The following is a 17,653-nucleotide window of genomic DNA, read 5'->3' as shown; positions in this document are numbered from 1 at the left end:
TAATACCTCACTTATGGTAGAAAATTTTACCATTAACAACAGCTTCGTCTACAATACCTACCACACTGGCATCAACAGGTGCTTCCACGCCATTAATACTGTGAATAGTTTTACGAGCTGCACTACCACTAACAACCAAGACCCACTCACCATCGCCTGCGCCTACAGAATCAGTAGCGACAAGCCGTTCACCTTCTGGTAAACCGTTTTTATCTATCATGTCTACAAGCAGTAGGCGTTCTTGCTCAAACCCAGCAAGTTTTACGGTACTAACAACTTGTCCTACGACAACGGCTAATTTCATGAGTCCTCCTTTATTGCTATGTTACAAAGGCAACAGTAAACAACACTGACTTGTTGTACTAATAATTAGAACAACAATACCTTTTGTAGCATGCAATACGTCAAAACCAATTGGATAATAGAGGTGTGGAATTATTATTAATAAAACACACACCTCAATTCGGGTGAGTTATTGCTCAGTCCAATGGTTTCTCAGCAGACATTTTGATTGGGAAAATATCTTCCAAATCGCTATGTGGGCGTGGGATAACGTGAACTGCGACTAACTCACCACCAACACGTTGTGCAGCCGCTGCACCAGCGTCTGTTGCCGCTTTACAAGCTGCTACATCACCACGTACCATTGCAGTTACTAAACCACCACCAATTTGTTTGTAACCAACTAGTTTAACTCTAGCTGCTTTCACCATGGCATCAGAGGCTTCGATTAACGCCACTAAACCTTTGGTTTCAATAATGCCTAAAGCTTCCATTATAAATTCCTCTCAGTTAGCCTCCCGTAATGGGAGTTAATACAAGTGGCAAGCCACCCAGTTAATCTTTTTATAGAAATTTTAACTGTTCTATAAAAAGTGGTAATCGCGTTTTCTTACAAATAAAACGCCATATCTCTTATTTAGCACGCATTTTTGTAGCAAGCATGGCTACTTGAACCATATCTTGCCAACTACAACCGCGTGATAAGTCATGCATAGAGCCATTTAATCCTTGAATAAGTGGACCAATAGCTTCGTATTTACCTAATCGTTGTGCAATCTTGTAACCAATGTTACCTGCTTCTAAAGAAGGGAAGATTAACACATTGGCTTTACCTGCAACTTGGCTATCAGGTGCTTTTTGTTTAGCAACACTTTCCACCATTGCAGCATCAAATTGAAGCTCGCCATCAACTGCTAAGTTAGGCATACGTTCGCGCACTATATCTGTTGCTAGCTGCACATTATTTACAGCTTCATGTTTAGCACTACCTTTAGTAGAGAATGATAACATCGCAACACGTGCAGTTTGTTCTGTTATTGCTTCAAAACTTTGGGCGGTACTTATTGCAATGTCTGCCAACTGCGCCCCTGTAGGTTGTGGAACAACCCCGCAGTCGGCAAATCCGAGGATTTGATCTCCATTTGGAGAGATCATAATCATGATCGAAGATAATGTTTTGTTATTAGGTGCTAAACCCAATACACGTAATCCAGCTCTCAATACACTAGAAGTAGAGGAGAGGTTACCTGCAATACAGTAATCACTTTTACCTGTAGCGATCATTGCTGCACCAAACCATAGCGGATCCTTGATATTTTTCTTAAGGTCTTCTATTGGTTTATCTGGCATACGTTGTGCTAAATAGGCTGTAAACTCAGGTAACCATTCTGATGTTGCTGGATCAATAATATTTAATTGATTAAAAGGTAAATTATGTTGTTCACACAAATTACGTAAATCAGCAGGGTTAGCTAACAGCCAAGGATAACCTAACTGTTGCTGTTGAATATGAATAGCTGCTTGAATTGCTCTGATATCTACTGCATCAGGAAATACAATCCAGCTTGGATTATCTTTTGCTTGCTGTTGGCAGCGTTCAATAAGATTCATTATTGTGCTCCCAATTTAGCGAGTAACATTTCTGTAGTAGGCCATTCTTTACCTGTTTCATGGAGTACACATAACAACATTAATACATAAACTGCACTGGATAGCCGATTTAAACCTTGCATAAGATCAGGTCTTGAAACTACCAAATCGCGATCAATAAATATAGAGGCTGCTGAGGTTTCAGTTTCACGAATTTCAGTACGTAATAAGTTCAATAAACAAGCATTACGACCATGTTCTACCGCAGGCACAATATGATCGTGTCCAATATATTTAAGTGGTTGGTGAGATAGCTTATGAATAGCTTTTTCATCTAACCCAGCAATAACAAAATCAGTTAAGGTTTCATTTAATACATCAGCTCGCATAATATTGCCTAATACAGAGCGAATATCTGCTAACCAGCGTTGTGGTTCTGCAGTGGCTTCGACTTGTAACCAAACAGCCATTGCGATACAACTATCTAACTTAGCTCTAAAAGCTAAGCGAGGATCAGATTTAGATACTAATGTGTGAGCGTTTAAGTGAGTTAGTGTGTCTGGTTTTTTCGCAACAGCTTGATGACAAAGCTGACATTCAGCAGCGACATGCCCCTGTTGACTGGTTAAACCATGTACCTGTTTTAATTTAGGTTGATAAGTACTGTTGTTATTTGTTGGTTTATCTTCTGTTGCTTCAACAAATAACCGTCCTTGTTCATCATGAAATTTTACTACTAAATGATGATCAGTAATCAAACCACGAGCAGCAGGCGTTAATTTGCAATCAGCAGGTAAGCGAATCTCTGTGCCATCGCTTAGGCTGTAGTTTGCTCTTAGCCAGTCTTCTGTTATAAAGTTACTCATGATTATTCTCCATGACGCTACTATTGGTCTTGCCAATTAGCAGGCCATGACACATATACAAAACGAACTTTAGTAGGTGTGCCAAATTGAATAGAAGAACCTTTAGGGATAAAGATTAAATCTCCCGCTTTGGCTATTTTAACTTCATTGTTGTGACAAATATGTAACTCACCTTCAAGTACAATATTTATTTCATCGTAGTTTAATGTCCATGGGAAGAAAGCATTTTCCCATGCCATATAACCAGCAGCCATATTGCTGTTATCAGCAGTGCCGATCATATCAGCGATACCAACTTGCTTTTCTATACCAGCCCCTTCAAAGATTTCTAATTTAGCCATATTGCCTTTTACTAACTTGACAGCAGAAGGTTTTTGGTTAGAAGCTTTAGGTGCAGCAGCATGTTTATTCTCTTGAACAGCTTTACACACTAATTGATCTATCAGTGCATCGCTAATCATGGCACCTTTAGGTAATTGTTCAATAATTGCCTGTCTAATAGTTTTTAACTCTGCTTCAGTCAGTGAGGAGGAGCAATTACCTGTATTAGGTTTTTTGACTGCTTGAGCTTGCGGACAATTTTTATCCACTATACGGATACCTAACTGTTCTGCCACCTCTTTTGCTTCAGGTGTAATAATGCAATTAGTTAAGCTAACCTCAATTTCAGTTTGCCCCTTAGCTTTTATCTCGCGGATATTGTCAGCTGTAATTAATTGTTTACTCATTGCGCTTTCCTCTTAGATGGCACATCCTGCTCAAGAAATGTTGCTAAAGCTTGAACACTAGTTGGATCTTGTGTGCAGATTTCAAAAATAGGTTCCTTTAAGCCATGCTCTAACAGCATTTGTTTTATTGCAGGTACATCAACATTAGGTAGATCTATTTTGGTAATAACAGTAATAAGGCGTTTGTTTTGATAAACTTCGAGTAGTCCGGTAGGCAGACGACAAATAGGATCGTTTGCTGCGTGGACATAAATAATAGCTTCTGCTTCAGTGGTAGTACTAATCAGTGCACGATATAGGCGAGGGTGATTAAAAAACTCTCCTGGAGTGTCTACACCACCTTGTTGGTCAAAAGCTACAGCTTGAGTTTTAACAGCTAAGCTATAGTCGTCATTGAGTGCATTAAACAAAGATGTTTTACCTGCACCAACGGGGCCGACTAACACGTAGCGCTGTTGTAACATGGTTAGCTCCTAGTTACAGTACAGACAGCATAACCTAAGGCTGTGCCCAGATTACGTATTGTGTGATTAAGTGCTTCTTCTACAGCACCGACTGAACCATAAATTACTAAAGCACCACTAAAACGATCAAGAAAACCTATTTCAACATTGGCTGCTTTAGTTGCAAAGTCACCTGCAATCATAGCTGTTTCACTGGGAGTTAAGGTCATAATGCCAATAGCTTCTGCATCGGGTACACCAATCTTCTGTGCTAAATCTTTTCCAGGATGAGCAATAAGATGTGCCAATGTGACTTGTTTACCAGGCACAAATTCTTGGATAATTCTCGTTTGGGTTTTTTCAATATCCATCATTACCTCCTAAGATGTAATGAGCTTAACAAGGAAATTCGCGGAGCGAATATCAAAAATTGGCAATTAATTTATAAAATTGTGCTAAGTCATATTTATTGTGTACTAAGCCATATTTATTTTGTGTCTAGCATGCTCTAAAGTACTTTTTATTTATATTAGCCAATTGTCGTATGTGTATTAAATATACTGGGTATTATTTTATTTTTTTAGAAAATGAATAGATGTAATCAGCGGTAATATTTGAAAGGATTTTATTTAACTAATTGAAAGAATATTAATTTAAGCTAGCATTGAATATACTAGCTCAAATTTCAAATATACTAATTTTGTTTTGCTCGACGAACGGTAATACTTTCTCCAGCTATTCCCCAATTATCTTGATTAATTTCATCAATCACGACAACAGTAGTAGCAGGATTTTTATTAAGTACTCTTGCTAGTAATTCCGTTACGCCTTTAATTAATTCAGCTTTTTGTTCTGTAGTAGGGGCTTCATTACCACCTGTAACCTTAATATTAACGTATGGCATGTTGTTTCTCCTTAGCTAGTTGAATGTGGTTATTTATAATATGTTTAAAGATAAGTAGGCCAGCAGCTAGAAATAAACTGATAGCAGATAGAATAAAGGCAAACTCAAAACCTTGATCATGGGAAATTAACCCTGCTATAGATGGCCCCATAATCTGACCAATCCCATAAACACCTGTTAATATAGCAATGGTATGCGCACTGGGTTTACCACTTAAAGTAATGCCATATTGTAGAGCAAGTACGGTAATACCCATAAAAGTTCCTCCTAATAGCAATGCACCTAATAAGATAATAGCAGGTGTATTAGAAATAATAGGTAAAACCACGCCAATACCTTGTAATAAAAAAGCGAGTATTAACATTGGTTGATAACCTTTTTTTGCTGCATAACGCCATAGTGGGGCACTTAATGCGGCAGCAATGCCTGTTATTATCCAAGCTGTACTAGCGAGGGTGGCTGATTGAGTAGTAGTTTTTACCAATGTTACTAAGAATGTAGTACCAATAATGTAGCCAAAACCCTCTAAAAAATAGATAAGTATTAATAGATAATAACCACTTTGTACCTTTTGTGGATTCGTTGTAGTTGAGTTATTTTGAAGGCTTAATGAAAAATTTTTAGTTGGGCGCAAATAGATTAGTGCTATTAGTATTAGCGGAATACAAAGTAATGCAGTGGTTATCCAAGCACCTTCAACACCTAGTGCATTTACTAAAGGTTGACTGCTTAGACCACTTAGTGCGATACCTATACCCACACCGCTATAAAGGATACCTGCAAGTATAGGTTTATTGATGGTAGCTAAAGTATCTAATACAATAGCAGAACATAAAACAAAACAGGCACCAGAAGCAACACCTGATACAAAACGTATAATATTCCATAGATAAACTTGTTCTGTTAATCCCATAGCTAAAGTGGTTAAGAAACTAAAACATAGAAAAAAGCTAAGTAATAGATAACGACGTAACCCCGCTTTTTCGTTAAACACGGCCAGTACACCAATTAGATAGCCAGTATAGTTCCATGCAGCCATTGTTCCTGCTATTTTTTCATTTAACTGATAGTTATCCATCATATAAGGTAACATGGCGGTATAAGCAAAGCGTCCAATACCCATTACTACAATAAGTACACAAAGCCCGCCCAATGTTTGCAGTAAGCCATTTTTATAAAATGGGTTCATGGTGAAATCCTATACTGAAATTATTTTGTAAAGCTTGTTAATTGTTTTATGAAGCAATTCTAGTTAGAATAATGATTCAAGTAAATTGAATAAAATCGAAATATATATTCGATTTTGGAGAATGTTTTGTGGAGCTTTCTTATTTAAAAACATTGATAGCTGTTGTTGAGCAAGGGGGAATAACCCGTGCAGCAGAATACCTAAATAGAGTACCTTCAAGTATTACAACCAGAATAATACAATTGGAGGATAATCTTGGGGTGCAGTTATTCATTCGAGAAGGTAAGCGGTTATTAGTAACTGATAAAGGACAATTACTCTATAACTATGCTAAACAAATTGTTGAGTTAGCAAATGAAGCAGAACTACAAATAAAAAGTGCACTACCTAAAGGTAAGTTACGTATTGGTGCTATGGAAAGCACAGCGGCAGCTAGACTACCTAATTTGTTAGCAAAATTACACTTACAATATCCGCAAATAGACTTAGAACTTACGACTGGAACCAGTAATTCACTGTATGAGGGATTATTGTCTAATCAGCTAGATGCAGTGTTTATTGCAGATACACCAGCAGATGATCGATTGGATAAGTTAGGGGTTTTTAAAGAGCAATTGGTAATTGTTGCACCTAAAGATCATTCTGTTATTAATACACCACAAGATATTCACAAAAAAACATTACTAGTATTTAAAGATGGTTGCTCTTACCGTGATAGATTAGTTAGGTGGTTTGTAGAGCATGATGTAAAAACTGAACGTATCGCAGAGTTATCTTCTTATCATGCTATTTTAGGTGGAGTATCAGCAGGAATGGGAGTGGGGATTGTTCCAGAAGCGGTACTTAAATTATTTCCAGATAAACAAACCCTAAGTGTTCATAAACTATCTAAATCTATTGGTAGTGCAGTAACTGATTTAGTGTGGAGAAAAGGTATGTTATCCGCTAATATTGCAGCATTACAATCCTGTTTGACGACGTAATTTAAAATTGTATAGTTACTATATTATGAGAGAAATGATTAGCAAAATAATACTACTATCTTTCTTTAAGTAACTTTATTAGCATGACTAACTTAGTGACCTTTTTGCTAATAAAAATAATGTAATAGGAGTTACTTTGTGAAGTCTACAGAAGCAGTGATAGTTATTCATGCAGAAACAGATTCAATTGGTAATTTAGCAGATTTATTACCTGAGTTAGGTATTGCTTATAAAGTGATAGCTGTTACTGATAATTTACCTAAACCTGATGAGTTACAGTTATTAATTTTATTAGGTAGCCCTGCATCAGCTTATGATCATCGTTTGGCTTGGGTTCCCAAAGAGTTAAATTGGCTTAAGCAGGTACAACAAAAAAATATTCCAACCTTAGGGATTTGCTTTGGTGCACAAATATTAACCCGCGCCTTAGATGGTCAGGTTTTTAAAAATAGTCAACCAGAGTTAGGTTGGACAGATATCAATATTGTAAATGATCGATGGCAACATGCAGGCCCTTGGTTTAACTTCCATTATGATGCTTTTACTGCCCCTAAAGATGCTATTTTATTGGCAGAAAATGATATAGCGCAGCAGGCTTATAGTTGGGGAAGGGCGTTAGCTGTACAGTTTCACCCTGAAATGTGTAATGCTATGTTCGATTGTTGGATGAAAGAATGGCAAAGTAATCAAACTGGGCAAAGATTTTTAGAAAAAATGGCTGATCTTCCAGAACAATGGCGTAAAGAAATTGAGCTTAGAGAAGCAACAAATCGTCAAAACTTTAAACAATTATTAATGGCGTTTTTAAAGAGTATTTAACTAACTAGAGGTTTAACAATGACAAAATTAACAGTAAATGATTGGGAAAGCCGCGCTAAAAACTTAACTATAGAAGGTAGAGCTTTTATTAATGGTGAGTATGTGACTGCGGAAAGTGGTCAAACTTTTGAGTGTATTAGCCCAATTGATGGCAGAAAATTAGCTGATGTAGCCAGTTGTGATACAGTTGATGCGATTAAGGCTGTTACTAATGCCAGAGAAACTTTTGAATCTGGTATATGGTCACAATTACCTCCAACCAAAAGACAGGCTATTTTAATTCGTTTTGCTGACTTAATAAGAGCTAATAAAGAAGAATTAGCCCTATTAGAAACCTTAGATATGGGAAAACCTATTAGTGATTCTTTGGCTATAGATATTCCTGGTTCTGCTAAATCGATTAGATGGATGGCCGAAGCCATTGATAAGGTGTATGGAGAAGTTGCCGCTACGCCAGAAGATCAACTCGGGTTAGTAACCAGAGAGCCGGTAGGTGTTGTGGCAGCTATTGTACCTTGGAACTTCCCATTAATGATGGCTTGTTGGAAATTAGGGCCTGCGTTAGCTACGGGCAATTCAGTTATTTTAAAACCTTCTGAAAAATCGCCATTAACAGCTATTCGTGTAGCACAATTAGCCATTGAGGCAGGTATTCCTAAAGGAGTGTTCAATGTATTGCCCGGTTATGGTCATACTGTAGGTAAAGCGTTAGCCTTGCATATGGATGTGGATACTTTAGTGTTTACAGGTTCTACTAAAACCGCTAAGCAGTTAATGATTTATGCGGGTGAATCCAATATGAAACGTGTTTGGTTAGAAGCAGGGGGTAAGAGTCCGCATATCATATTTGCCGATGCCCCTGATTTAAAAGAAGCTGCACAAGCCGCTGCTACAGCCATTGCCTTTAATCAAGGAGAGGTATGTACAGCAGGTTCTAGACTATTGATTGAACGTTCTATTAAAGATCAGTTTATGCCATTGTTGTTAGAGGCGATTAAATCATGGAGACCAGGTAATCCTCTTGACCCTGCAACGAATATAGGAGCGTTAGCGGATGATACCCAAATGAAAACTGTGATGTCCTATATTGAAGCAGGTAATCAAGAAGGGGCTAAGTTGGTATTAGGTGGACAACGTATTGCTGAAGAAACAGGTGGTATGTATGTTGAACCTACTATTTTTGATAATGTTACCAATGATATGAAAATAGCTAAAGAAGAAATCTTTGGTCCCGTATTGTCTATTATTACTTTTGATACAGTAGAAGAGGCTGTGCAAATAGCTAATGATACTCAATATGGTTTAGCGGCAGCTTTATGGACAGCTAATTTATCTAAAGCTCATCGTGTAGCACGAGCTTTGAGAGCGGGTAGTGTGTGGGTGAATCAATATGATGGTGGTGATATGACAGCACCGTTTGGTGGTTATAAACAATCAGGTAAAGGGCGTGATAAATCACTACATGCCTTTGATAAATACACTGAAGTAAAAGCAACATGGATTAAGCTATAAGTTTATAGCGGTTATAAAAAAGCTCTACTTTTAGTAGAGCTTTTTATTTTAAATTACTTAAGTAATTCAATAATACCTTGGCTTTCTAATTCAGCAATTTTTTCGTCAGATAAACCAAGGTGCCTTTTTAATACATCCTTAGTATGTTCACCTAAACGAGGAGGTGTGAGCTCATAAGTAATAGGTGTACCAGAAAGTTTAAGTGGGCAACCAACCATTGTATAGTCTGTACGTAATGGATGGGGCATGTTGACTTTCATACCACGTGCTTCAATTTGTGGCTCTGCCATTGCTTGGCCTACATCGTTAATAGCGCCAACAGGTACTTTTGCAGGATAAATAGCAGCTACCCATTCATCGGCTGTTTTAGAAAGAAAATGTTTAGAGAGTAGTTCTACAATCTCCGTACGGTGCTCCACACGTGCTGCGTTAGTAGTAAAACGTGGGTCTTGTGGTAAGTCAGGCAAACCAATAGCTTTAGAAAGTGAAACAAATTGGCTGTCATTACCGCAGGCAATAATAAAGTCTCTATCAGAAGCACGAAATACTTGATAAGGAACGATATTAGCATGAGCATTGCCATAACGACCAGGTACTTTATTAGACGTTAAATAGTTCATACCTTGGTTAGCAAGCATAGCTACTTGAGTATCCAGTAAAGCTACATCAATGTATTGGCCTTTGCCTGTTTTTTCACGGCTATACAGAGCAGCCTCAATACCTACTGTCGCATACATCCCAGTCATTAAATCGGCAACTGCAACCCCCGCTTTTTGAGGGCCGCCACCAGGTAAGTCATCACGCTCACCAGTAATACTCATTAAACCACCAAGACCTTGAATGATAAAATCATAACCAGGTTCAGTAGCTCGAGGGCCAGTTTGACCAAAGCCAGTGATTGAACAGTAAATAAGTCTTGGGTTTAGTTTAGCTAGATCATCATAACCAAGACCGTATTTAGCTAGATCACCTACTTTATAGTTTTCTATTAAAACATCTACTTCACAAGCCAATTTACGGATTAACTCTTGACCTTCTGGAGAAGCGATATTAACTGAAACAGACTGTTTACCTCGATTGGCAGACATATAGTACGATGACTCTTTAGTTTTATTACCATTATCATCGTTCATATAAGGAGGGCCCCAGCCACGTGTGTCATCTCCATGAACGGGGCGTTCAATCTTGATAACTTCTGCACCTAAATCAGCGAGAAGTTGACCACACCAAGGTCCTGCTAAAACTCGGCTCATGTCAAGGACACGAACTCCTGCTAATGCTCCCATTGCTATACCTCTTTTGTTTTTGTTTAAATGCGCTCAATAACCATAGCCAAACCTTGACCTACACCAATACATAAACTAATTACTGCATAACGTTGACCAGTACGCTGTAACTGTCTTGCTACTGTTAATGCTAAACGTGCTCCAGATGCACCCAGTGGGTGACCTAAGGCAATAGCTCCACCATTTGGATTAACACGTGAATCATCTAAAGCTACACCTAGTCCTTTTAAGCAAGATAATACTTGGGTAGCGAATGCTTCGTTAATTTCAATAATGTCCATGTCATTTAATGTTAAACCAGCGCGTGCTACTGCCTTTTTAACCGCTTCTACTGGACCAACTCCCATAATACGGGGTTCTACTCCAGCTGCCGCCGCTGATAAGATACGGGCTATTGGTTTTACACCACGTTGTTCACCCATTTCTTGGCTACCAATCAATAAGGCCGCTGCTCCATCATTAACACCAGACGCATTACCTGCGGTCACTACGCCACCTTCAAATAATGATCTTAGTTTTGATAAGGATTCAAAGTCAGAGCTAGGACGTGGATGTTCGTCTTCAGTGACAATCTTTGGTGGTGTTTTTTTACCAGTAGATACTTCTACAGGACAGATTTCGTCTTTAAAGAAACCAGCTTGACGTGCTGCTTCATATTTAGCTTGTGATGCAGCCGCAAATTTGTCAGCTTCTTCGCGGCTGATACCAAATTCTTTGGCTACGTTATCTCCTGTTTCGGGCATACTGTCATTGCCATACTTAGCCACTAAACGAGGATTAGGGAAACGTGAACCAATGGTTGTATCATAGATAACCGCAGCACGACTATAAGCTGATTCTGATTTAGGAATCACAAAGGGAGCACGTGACATGCTTTCAACACCACCTGCTAAGTATAAAGCACCTTCGTTACAAGTAATCGCACGAGCGGCATCAATAATTGCTGCTAGACCACTGGCACAAAGACGGTTAACTGTTTGACCAGGAACGGTATAAGGTAAACCTGCTACTAATAATGCATTACGTGCAACGTTACGAGAATCTTCACCAGCTTGGTTGGTAGAACCTAAAATAACATCTTCAATATCTTCTGCATTGAATTTACTTCTTTCGATAAGTTGTTGCATAACGCCTGCAACGAGATCATCGGGACGGATGGAAGATAATACACCTGCATGGCGTCCAAATGGTGTACGTAGTCCCTCATAAATATAAGCATTGAGCATTATTCTTCTCCTAATTTTTAACTGTAATAATTAAGACAGTTTCTTGTTATATAGCAATATGTTCTTTTTAGTGTACTTATTTATCATGATTAACATAATAGTGATTGAATAAATGGTACAAATTTATTTTGAAAAATGTACTAATTACTTTACCTCTTTGCAATGTTATTGAAGATTTATTTTATTTTTGTTGTGTTTTTAATCTAATAAATTGTTTGTTATTTTCATTTAAGTAAATGAATTTATTTAAGGTTATGTCTTTTTCTCAATACCAAATGAAAGTTATATTTTTTTATGATGAATGGTTGAATATTTCATTATGCGAAATGTAATTTTGTTTTTGTTGATTTTTGTTAATAATACGGTTTATGATAGGTAAAAATAAAAGATCAACTATATGGAATTTTAAAGTGGCAAAAATAATAAACTGCCCGCCATTCCAATGGTTGTCTATAACAAAAGTATCTTGAAGGAGGATTGATTTAGTGACTCAGTCGTATCTACACAGATTTGTTAATACACGGGCTAAAATTAGTATGCAAACTTCAAATAAAGACTTTAGTACTATAAAAATATAAGTATTAATTTTTAAATGTTTAATAATTAATAATATTTTTCATTTAATTAATAAGTAAAACAAACAAAACAATCAGCAAATGTTAGGAGATTAACATGATCCGCGACCAAGAAACATTAGATATTTTACTAGACTCTATTCGCAATTTTGTTACGAATGAGTTGATGCCTAGTGAAAATGAAGTAGCAGAAACGGACCAAATTCCGGAACGTATTGTTTCTCAAATGCGTGAAATGGGGCTATTTGGCTTCTGTATTCCAGAAGAGTTTGGTGGATTAGGTTTAACTATGGAAGAAGAAGTAAACGTGGCTTTTGAGTTAGGTCATACTTCTCCTGCATTCCGTTCACTTTTTGGAACAAACAATGGCATTGGTTCACAAGGTATTATCATTGATGGTACGCCAGAGCAAAAAGCACACTACTTACCAAAATTAGCCACTGGCGAATTTATTTCTTCTTTCTGTTTAACAGAGCCTGATGCTGGTTCAGATGCTGGTTCATTAAAAACTACGGCTAAGCGTGACGGTGATTTCTATGTGTTAAATGGAACTAAGCGTTTTATCACTAACGCTCCACATGCTGATATCTTCACAGTAATGGCACGTACTAACCCGGATATTAAAGGTGCTGGTGGTATTTCTGCATTTATTGTAGAGCGTGGTACACCAGGTTTAACTGTTGGTAAACCAGATAAAAAAATGGGACAAAAAGGTTCTCATACTGCTGACGTAATTTTTGAAAATTGCCGTATTCCTGTTTCACAATTAATTGGTGGAGTGGAAGGGGTTGGTTTTAAAACAGCAATGAAAGTATTAGATAAAGGTCGTTTACATATTGCTGCATTCTCTGTAGGTGTTGCAGAACGTATGTTAAATGATGCTTTACACTATGCTTTAGAGCGTAAGCAATTTGGTAAACCTATTGCTGAGTTCCAATTAATTCAAGCAATGTTAGCTGATAGTAAAGCTGAAATTTATGCTGCAAAATGTATGGTAATTGATGCTGCACGTAAGCGTGATGAAGGTAAAAATGTAGGTACAGAAGCTTCATGTGCAAAGATGTTTGCTACAGAAACTTGTGGTCGTGTAGCTGATCGTGCAGTACAAATTCATGGTGGTGCGGGTTATGTCAGTGAATATAGTATTGAACGTTTCTATCGTGATGTACGTTTATTCCGTATTTATGAAGGTACAACACAAATTCAACAATTAGTTATTTCTAGAAATATGATCAAGGAAGCTCAAGGTTAGAAATAATAAAGAGGGGAGTTGTTGCCCCTATTAATAAGGGGCAACAATAAGCAGTTTCATAAATAATGAGATAAAAACAATGGCGTCTTCAAATAATTCAGTAAATGCACCTGCGTCAGTTGAGCAACACAATAAAATTTGGATATTGGTTTTTATATTTTCTTTCCTAGGCTTATTAGTTGATGGAGCAGATTTATTATTTCTTTCATTTAGTTTAAGTTCATTAGAAGCTGAGTGGGGACTCAGTCAATTTGAGAAAGGCATGTTAGGTTCTTATACCCTAGCAGGTATGGCGATTGGTGGTATCTTTGGAGGATGGCTAGCTGATCGTTTTGGACGAGTAAAAGTAGTGGTAGCTAGTATTTTAATATTTTCTATTGGTACTGCTATTTTAGGTGCAACACAAAGTTATTTTCAATTTGCAGTCATGCGCTTTCTTGCCTCTCTCGGGCTTGGTGCATTGTATGTGGCTTGTAATACGTTAATGGCTGAATATGTACCTACCAAATACCGTACTACAGTATTAGGTACTCTACAGGCAGGTTGGTCTGTAGGTTATATTGTTGCTTCATTACTAGCAGGTTGGATTATTCCTAACTATGGCTGGCGTTGGTTATTCTATGTGGCTATTATCCCAGCATTTATGGCTATTGCTATGCAATTCATGGTGCCTGAGCCTGCCGCATGGCGCGCTGCAAAAGCAAAACGTGATGCCGATAAAGCTGCTGGTGTTGATACTAGTAAGCAGAAAGAAAATGCGTGGACTGTGATTTTTGCAGATAAGACCACCCGTAAAATGTTCTTATTATGGGCGGCTACAGCTGGTTTCTTACAATTTGGTTACTATGGGGTAAATAACTGGTTACCTAACTATTTAGAGAAAGAACTGCATTTAGATTTTAAAAAGGCGGCTTTCTTTTTAGTAGGCTCTTATACTGCAATGATCTTAGGTAAGATTTTAGCAGGTATGGCGGCAGACCGTTTTGGTAGACGTGCTGTATATGCTTTTGGTGCGATAGGTACAGCAGTCTTTTTACCAGTAATTGTAATGTTCCATAGTCCAGTAAATATTGCTTACCTAATGGTACTGTTCGGTTTCCTTTATGGTATTCCCTATGGTGTTAATGCAACCTATATGACTGAGAGTTTTGAAACTAAAATTCGTGGCACAGCAGTAGGAGGTGCTTATAACGTAGGTCGTGCAGGTGCGGCTATTGCTCCAGCCTGTATAGGTTTTATTGCATCACATTATTCAATTGGAGCAGGTTTCCTTGTAATGGGTGCCGCTTATTTCTTCTGTGGTCTTATTCCTGCATTATTTATTAAAGATAAACTATTTGATCCTCAAAAATAATTAGTTAATGTAAAGACCCACTATAAAGTGGGTCTTTATTAAGACTTTGCAGTATAACCACGATAAGCTAATGGCATAAAAGCAACTAATAGAGCAAATATGGCTGTAATGCTTACATAATAAGCAGGAGCCATTGCATTATGGTGTAACCATGCGCCTGTAATCATGGGAGTTAGCCCACCAAAAATGGCATAAGACAAATTATAAGCAAAAGATAATCCTGTAAAACGAATAGCAGGTGGGAAAGCTTTAGTACCAACTATGGGGGCTGTAGCAGTAGAACCAGCGAAAAGTCCCATTAGGCCATAGTTAAAGATTAAAGTACCTGTACTTATATCACTATGTAGTGAGCTATAAAAATAAAAACTTGTGATAATTAGGCCACCCCATACTATTGAAAGCGTTAAGCGAATACCTAATTTATCGCATAAATAGCCCCATAAAATACAGCCTAGGGTCAGTGTTAAAGTAGCTACACAATTAGCTTGCAGGGAAGTAGTACGATCAATCTGATACATGTCCTCTAAAATAATAGAAGGTGTCATTAATATAGTCACTACAATGGTTGTAGATAGTGCCCAAGTTAAAATGGCGGTAATAAAACAAGCTGTTTTATGTTGTTTAATAACGGTGAGAATAGGTAGGGTAGTAGCTAATGCTTGTTTTTTTGCCATTTCTTTGAAGACAGGTGTTTCCTCTAAAAAACGACGTAAATAAACAGAAATAAAGCCAAAAATTCCACCTAATAAAAAGGGGATACGCCAAGCATATTCTTTGACTTCTACATCAGAGAAGTTTTGTTGAATAATAATGGCTACAATTGAACCTAAAAAGATTCCACCAGTAATACCCGATGTCAAGGTACCAATACCAAGCCCATAGCGTTGTTTAGGGGTATGTTCTGCAATAAAAACCCATGCGCCCGGCATTTCTCCACCAATAGCAGCACCTTGTAGAATACGCATAATAAGTAATAAAAGAGGGGCTAATACACCTATGGTTTCATAGGTAGGTAAACAACCAATAACAAATGTAGGCAGTGCCATTAAGAAAATACTTAATGTGAACATGCGCTTACGACCTATTTTGTCACCAAAATGTGCCATTATAATGCCACCAATCGGACGGGCTAAATAACCAGCAGCAAATACCCCAAGTGTTTGCATCTGAGCAAAAAATTGATTTTCACTAGGAAAAAATAGTTGTGTCAGTATATTGGTAAAAAAGACAAATATTACAAAGTCATAAAATTCTAAAGTACCACCTAATGAGGATAAAGCCAGTGTTTTATAATCACTTTTATTAAGTGGTCGAGCATGAGGCTGTCCATTTATAGCAACATTTGCTGTATTTATCATAATAGTCCAATAAACTTGTGATGTATGTGTTGTATTAGAAAAGCTAACAAGTTGTTTAATATTATTTAAATAAACTTATAAGTGTTAGTTTATTTTTTTATTATATAGCTTGATGTCCCTACTCAAAAGCCTATTAGTAGAATAAATTTATTATATATAGGGCTTTTTCAATGAAATAGTTTCCGATATTCAGTTCGATCAATAGCGTTTAAGCCAAATGATGTTTTATATACGGTAAGATCAATATGAGGTTGTTGTTCTTTATTATAAGTACGGTATTTGGGTGATATTTTTCTAGTAAAATATAATTGAGTATTATCTCTACTTTGCCATGTTTGTTGTTGATTATCCTCAGTAGTTATTATAAATGTTGTTTGAATAGGTGTTCCAATAAGTTGCGGAAGAAGATTGGTTACAGGAAGCGTTAGAAAAGCTGTAGTGGCTGCAATGAGTAAACAGGGAATAATAATATATATTTTTACATGCCGCATATACCAAATTGAAAATAGTACAACAATGATGGTTGCTGATATATACCACCATAATTGGTTAATACTGTCTAATAAAACAGTAGATAGAGTAAAAAAAAGCAATATAGCTATTGTCATTATAAATAGAGCTGCATACGTAATATGTTTTACTTCTTTACCCAAATCTAAAGAAGAAAGATCATTTTGTGTTTTTTTATATAATTCATTAGTGGGTGAAATTTGTTCAATAGATTGGTAGTAATATGCTTCAATAACTTCTAATAAATTATTAGGAGTAGTTTGATTAATAAATATATCTTGTTGTTCTGTTTTAATAGTTAAGGTATATCTTTTACCATTATTAAGAATAAATAATAGTTCATTATTTAAATACTTATGTCGATCTTTATTATTAATAACAAGATATAATTTGGATAAATCAGTCCACAGGATTTTTTTTGGTACGTTAAAACTAATACAATCTATAAAATTGATGCCTTGCTCATTAATAATAATATGTTCTTTTTGATTAATGACTTTGAAAATAAACCAACAGAAAGGAATCATAATAGAGTAAAAAGCAATTCCCATAATGATAAAACGAGTACTATTTTTTATAAGAGCGACGTTAATTGTGGATATAACAGCAAATAGTATTATGGCACTAAATCCGATATTAAAAATTGTTTTATGCTGTTTGGTCATATTAAAAGTAAATGATTTAATAGATAAATTATTTGTATTTATGTTTATAGAGGGTTTACTCATATCATTAAATCCATTTTCTAAACTACTTAATTAGTTTTTTAATTATCA

General features: G+C 36.7%; 18 protein-coding genes. 5 read left to right on the top strand and 13 right to left on the bottom strand.

Translation table 11 applies throughout. The annotated features are described in order from the left end of the window. Positions 1-7 precede the first annotated feature (7 nt). The 9 genes from ACQVD9_RS11245 to ACQVD9_RS11205 all read right to left on the bottom strand — a co-directional run bounded on the left by ACQVD9_RS11245 (position 8) and on the right by ACQVD9_RS11205 (position 6,002). Complete coding sequence (locus ACQVD9_RS11245; RefSeq protein ID WP_264746046.1) at positions 8-304, bottom strand: EutN/CcmL family microcompartment protein; 297 nt, start codon at positions 302-304, stop codon at positions 8-10. Positions 305-479: 175 nt separating this feature from the next. Further along, positions 480-776 (bottom strand): ethanolamine utilization microcompartment protein EutM, encoded by a 297-nt coding sequence (gene eutM / locus ACQVD9_RS11240; protein ID WP_264746045.1) that lies wholly within the window; start codon positions 774-776, stop codon positions 480-482. A 139-nt stretch (positions 777-915) separates the two neighbouring features. Then, complete coding sequence (gene pta / locus ACQVD9_RS11235) at positions 916-1,893, bottom strand: phosphate acetyltransferase (RefSeq protein ID WP_264746044.1); 978 nt, start codon at positions 1,891-1,893, stop codon at positions 916-918. Further along, positions 1,893-2,738, bottom strand: coding sequence for an ethanolamine utilization cob(I)yrinic acid a,c-diamide adenosyltransferase EutT (eutT, locus tag ACQVD9_RS11230; protein ID WP_264746043.1), 846 nt, complete (start codon positions 2,736-2,738; stop codon positions 1,893-1,895). The genes pta and eutT overlap by 1 nt, the downstream gene beginning before the upstream one ends. A gap of 20 nt (positions 2,739-2,758) precedes the next feature. Beyond that, complete coding sequence (eutQ, locus tag ACQVD9_RS11225) at positions 2,759-3,466, bottom strand: ethanolamine utilization acetate kinase EutQ (protein WP_264746042.1); 708 nt, start codon at positions 3,464-3,466, stop codon at positions 2,759-2,761. Further along, entirely contained in the window at positions 3,463-3,930 is a 468-nt protein-coding gene (locus ACQVD9_RS11220) for a EutP/PduV family microcompartment system protein (RefSeq protein ID WP_264746041.1), read from the bottom strand. The genes eutQ and ACQVD9_RS11220 overlap by 4 nt, the downstream gene beginning before the upstream one ends. 2 nt (positions 3,931-3,932) lie before the next feature. Continuing rightward, a complete protein-coding gene (gene eutS, locus ACQVD9_RS11215; protein WP_201095782.1) occupies positions 3,933-4,280 on the bottom strand; it encodes an ethanolamine utilization microcompartment protein EutS in 348 nt (115 codons plus the stop codon). Positions 4,281-4,603: 323 nt separating this feature from the next. Continuing rightward, complete coding sequence (locus ACQVD9_RS11210; protein ID WP_264746040.1) at positions 4,604-4,813, bottom strand: tautomerase family protein; 210 nt, start codon at positions 4,811-4,813, stop codon at positions 4,604-4,606. Next, on the bottom strand, positions 4,800-6,002 hold the full coding sequence (locus ACQVD9_RS11205; protein ID WP_264746039.1) for an MFS transporter: 1,203 nt from the start codon (positions 6,000-6,002) through the stop codon (positions 4,800-4,802). The genes ACQVD9_RS11210 and ACQVD9_RS11205 overlap by 14 nt, the downstream gene beginning before the upstream one ends. A gap of 128 nt (positions 6,003-6,130) precedes the next feature. On the opposite strand from ACQVD9_RS11205, the gene ACQVD9_RS11200 reads away from it, so the two are divergent. The 3 genes from ACQVD9_RS11200 (at position 6,131) to ACQVD9_RS11190 (ending at position 9,316) form a co-directional block, all read left to right on the top strand. Beyond that, a complete protein-coding gene (locus ACQVD9_RS11200; protein ID WP_264746038.1) occupies positions 6,131-6,985 on the top strand; it encodes a LysR family transcriptional regulator in 855 nt (284 codons plus the stop codon). A gap of 138 nt (positions 6,986-7,123) precedes the next feature. Beyond that, positions 7,124-7,804, top strand: coding sequence for a type 1 glutamine amidotransferase (locus ACQVD9_RS11195; RefSeq protein WP_264746037.1), 681 nt, complete (start codon positions 7,124-7,126; stop codon positions 7,802-7,804). A gap of 18 nt (positions 7,805-7,822) precedes the next feature. After that, positions 7,823-9,316: an aldehyde dehydrogenase gene (locus ACQVD9_RS11190; RefSeq protein WP_264746036.1), complete on the top strand. Its 1,494-nt coding sequence runs from the start codon at positions 7,823-7,825 to the stop codon at positions 9,314-9,316. Positions 9,317-9,369: 53 nt separating this feature from the next. Here the strand turns inward: ACQVD9_RS11190 and ACQVD9_RS11185 are convergent, their stop codons facing one another. Together ACQVD9_RS11185 and ACQVD9_RS11180 are read right to left on the bottom strand one after the other, a co-directional pair. After that, positions 9,370-10,602 carry a CaiB/BaiF CoA transferase family protein gene (locus ACQVD9_RS11185; protein ID WP_264746035.1) on the bottom strand — a complete coding sequence of 411 codons (1,233 nt, stop codon included), beginning with the start codon at positions 10,600-10,602 and terminating at the stop codon, positions 9,370-9,372. Between the two features lie 23 nt (positions 10,603-10,625). Continuing rightward, positions 10,626-11,828 (bottom strand): 3-oxoadipyl-CoA thiolase, encoded by a 1,203-nt coding sequence (locus tag ACQVD9_RS11180; protein WP_264746034.1) that lies wholly within the window; start codon positions 11,826-11,828, stop codon positions 10,626-10,628. A gap of 672 nt (positions 11,829-12,500) precedes the next feature. On the opposite strand from ACQVD9_RS11180, the gene ACQVD9_RS11175 reads away from it, so the two are divergent. Beyond that, a complete protein-coding gene (locus ACQVD9_RS11175; RefSeq protein ID WP_264746033.1) occupies positions 12,501-13,655 on the top strand; it encodes an acyl-CoA dehydrogenase family protein in 1,155 nt (384 codons plus the stop codon). Between the two features lie 79 nt (positions 13,656-13,734). Continuing rightward, positions 13,735-15,009, top strand: a complete 1,275-nt coding sequence (locus tag ACQVD9_RS11170; RefSeq protein WP_264746032.1) for an MFS transporter — start codon at positions 13,735-13,737, stop codon at positions 15,007-15,009. 38 nt (positions 15,010-15,047) lie between these two features. Here the strand turns inward: ACQVD9_RS11170 and ACQVD9_RS11165 are convergent, their stop codons facing one another. Beyond that, positions 15,048-16,367 (bottom strand): MFS transporter, encoded by a 1,320-nt coding sequence (locus ACQVD9_RS11165; protein ID WP_264746031.1) that lies wholly within the window; start codon positions 16,365-16,367, stop codon positions 15,048-15,050. A gap of 167 nt (positions 16,368-16,534) precedes the next feature. After that, positions 16,535-17,605, bottom strand: coding sequence for a hypothetical protein (locus tag ACQVD9_RS11160; protein WP_264746030.1), 1,071 nt, complete (start codon positions 17,603-17,605; stop codon positions 16,535-16,537). Positions 17,606-17,653 lie beyond the last annotated feature (48 nt).

The sequence above is a fragment of the Entomomonas sp. E7T21 genome, assembly GCF_058693955.1.
Note: the sequence above shows the minus strand (reverse complement) of the source record. Positions and strands in the feature narration are given on the sequence as shown.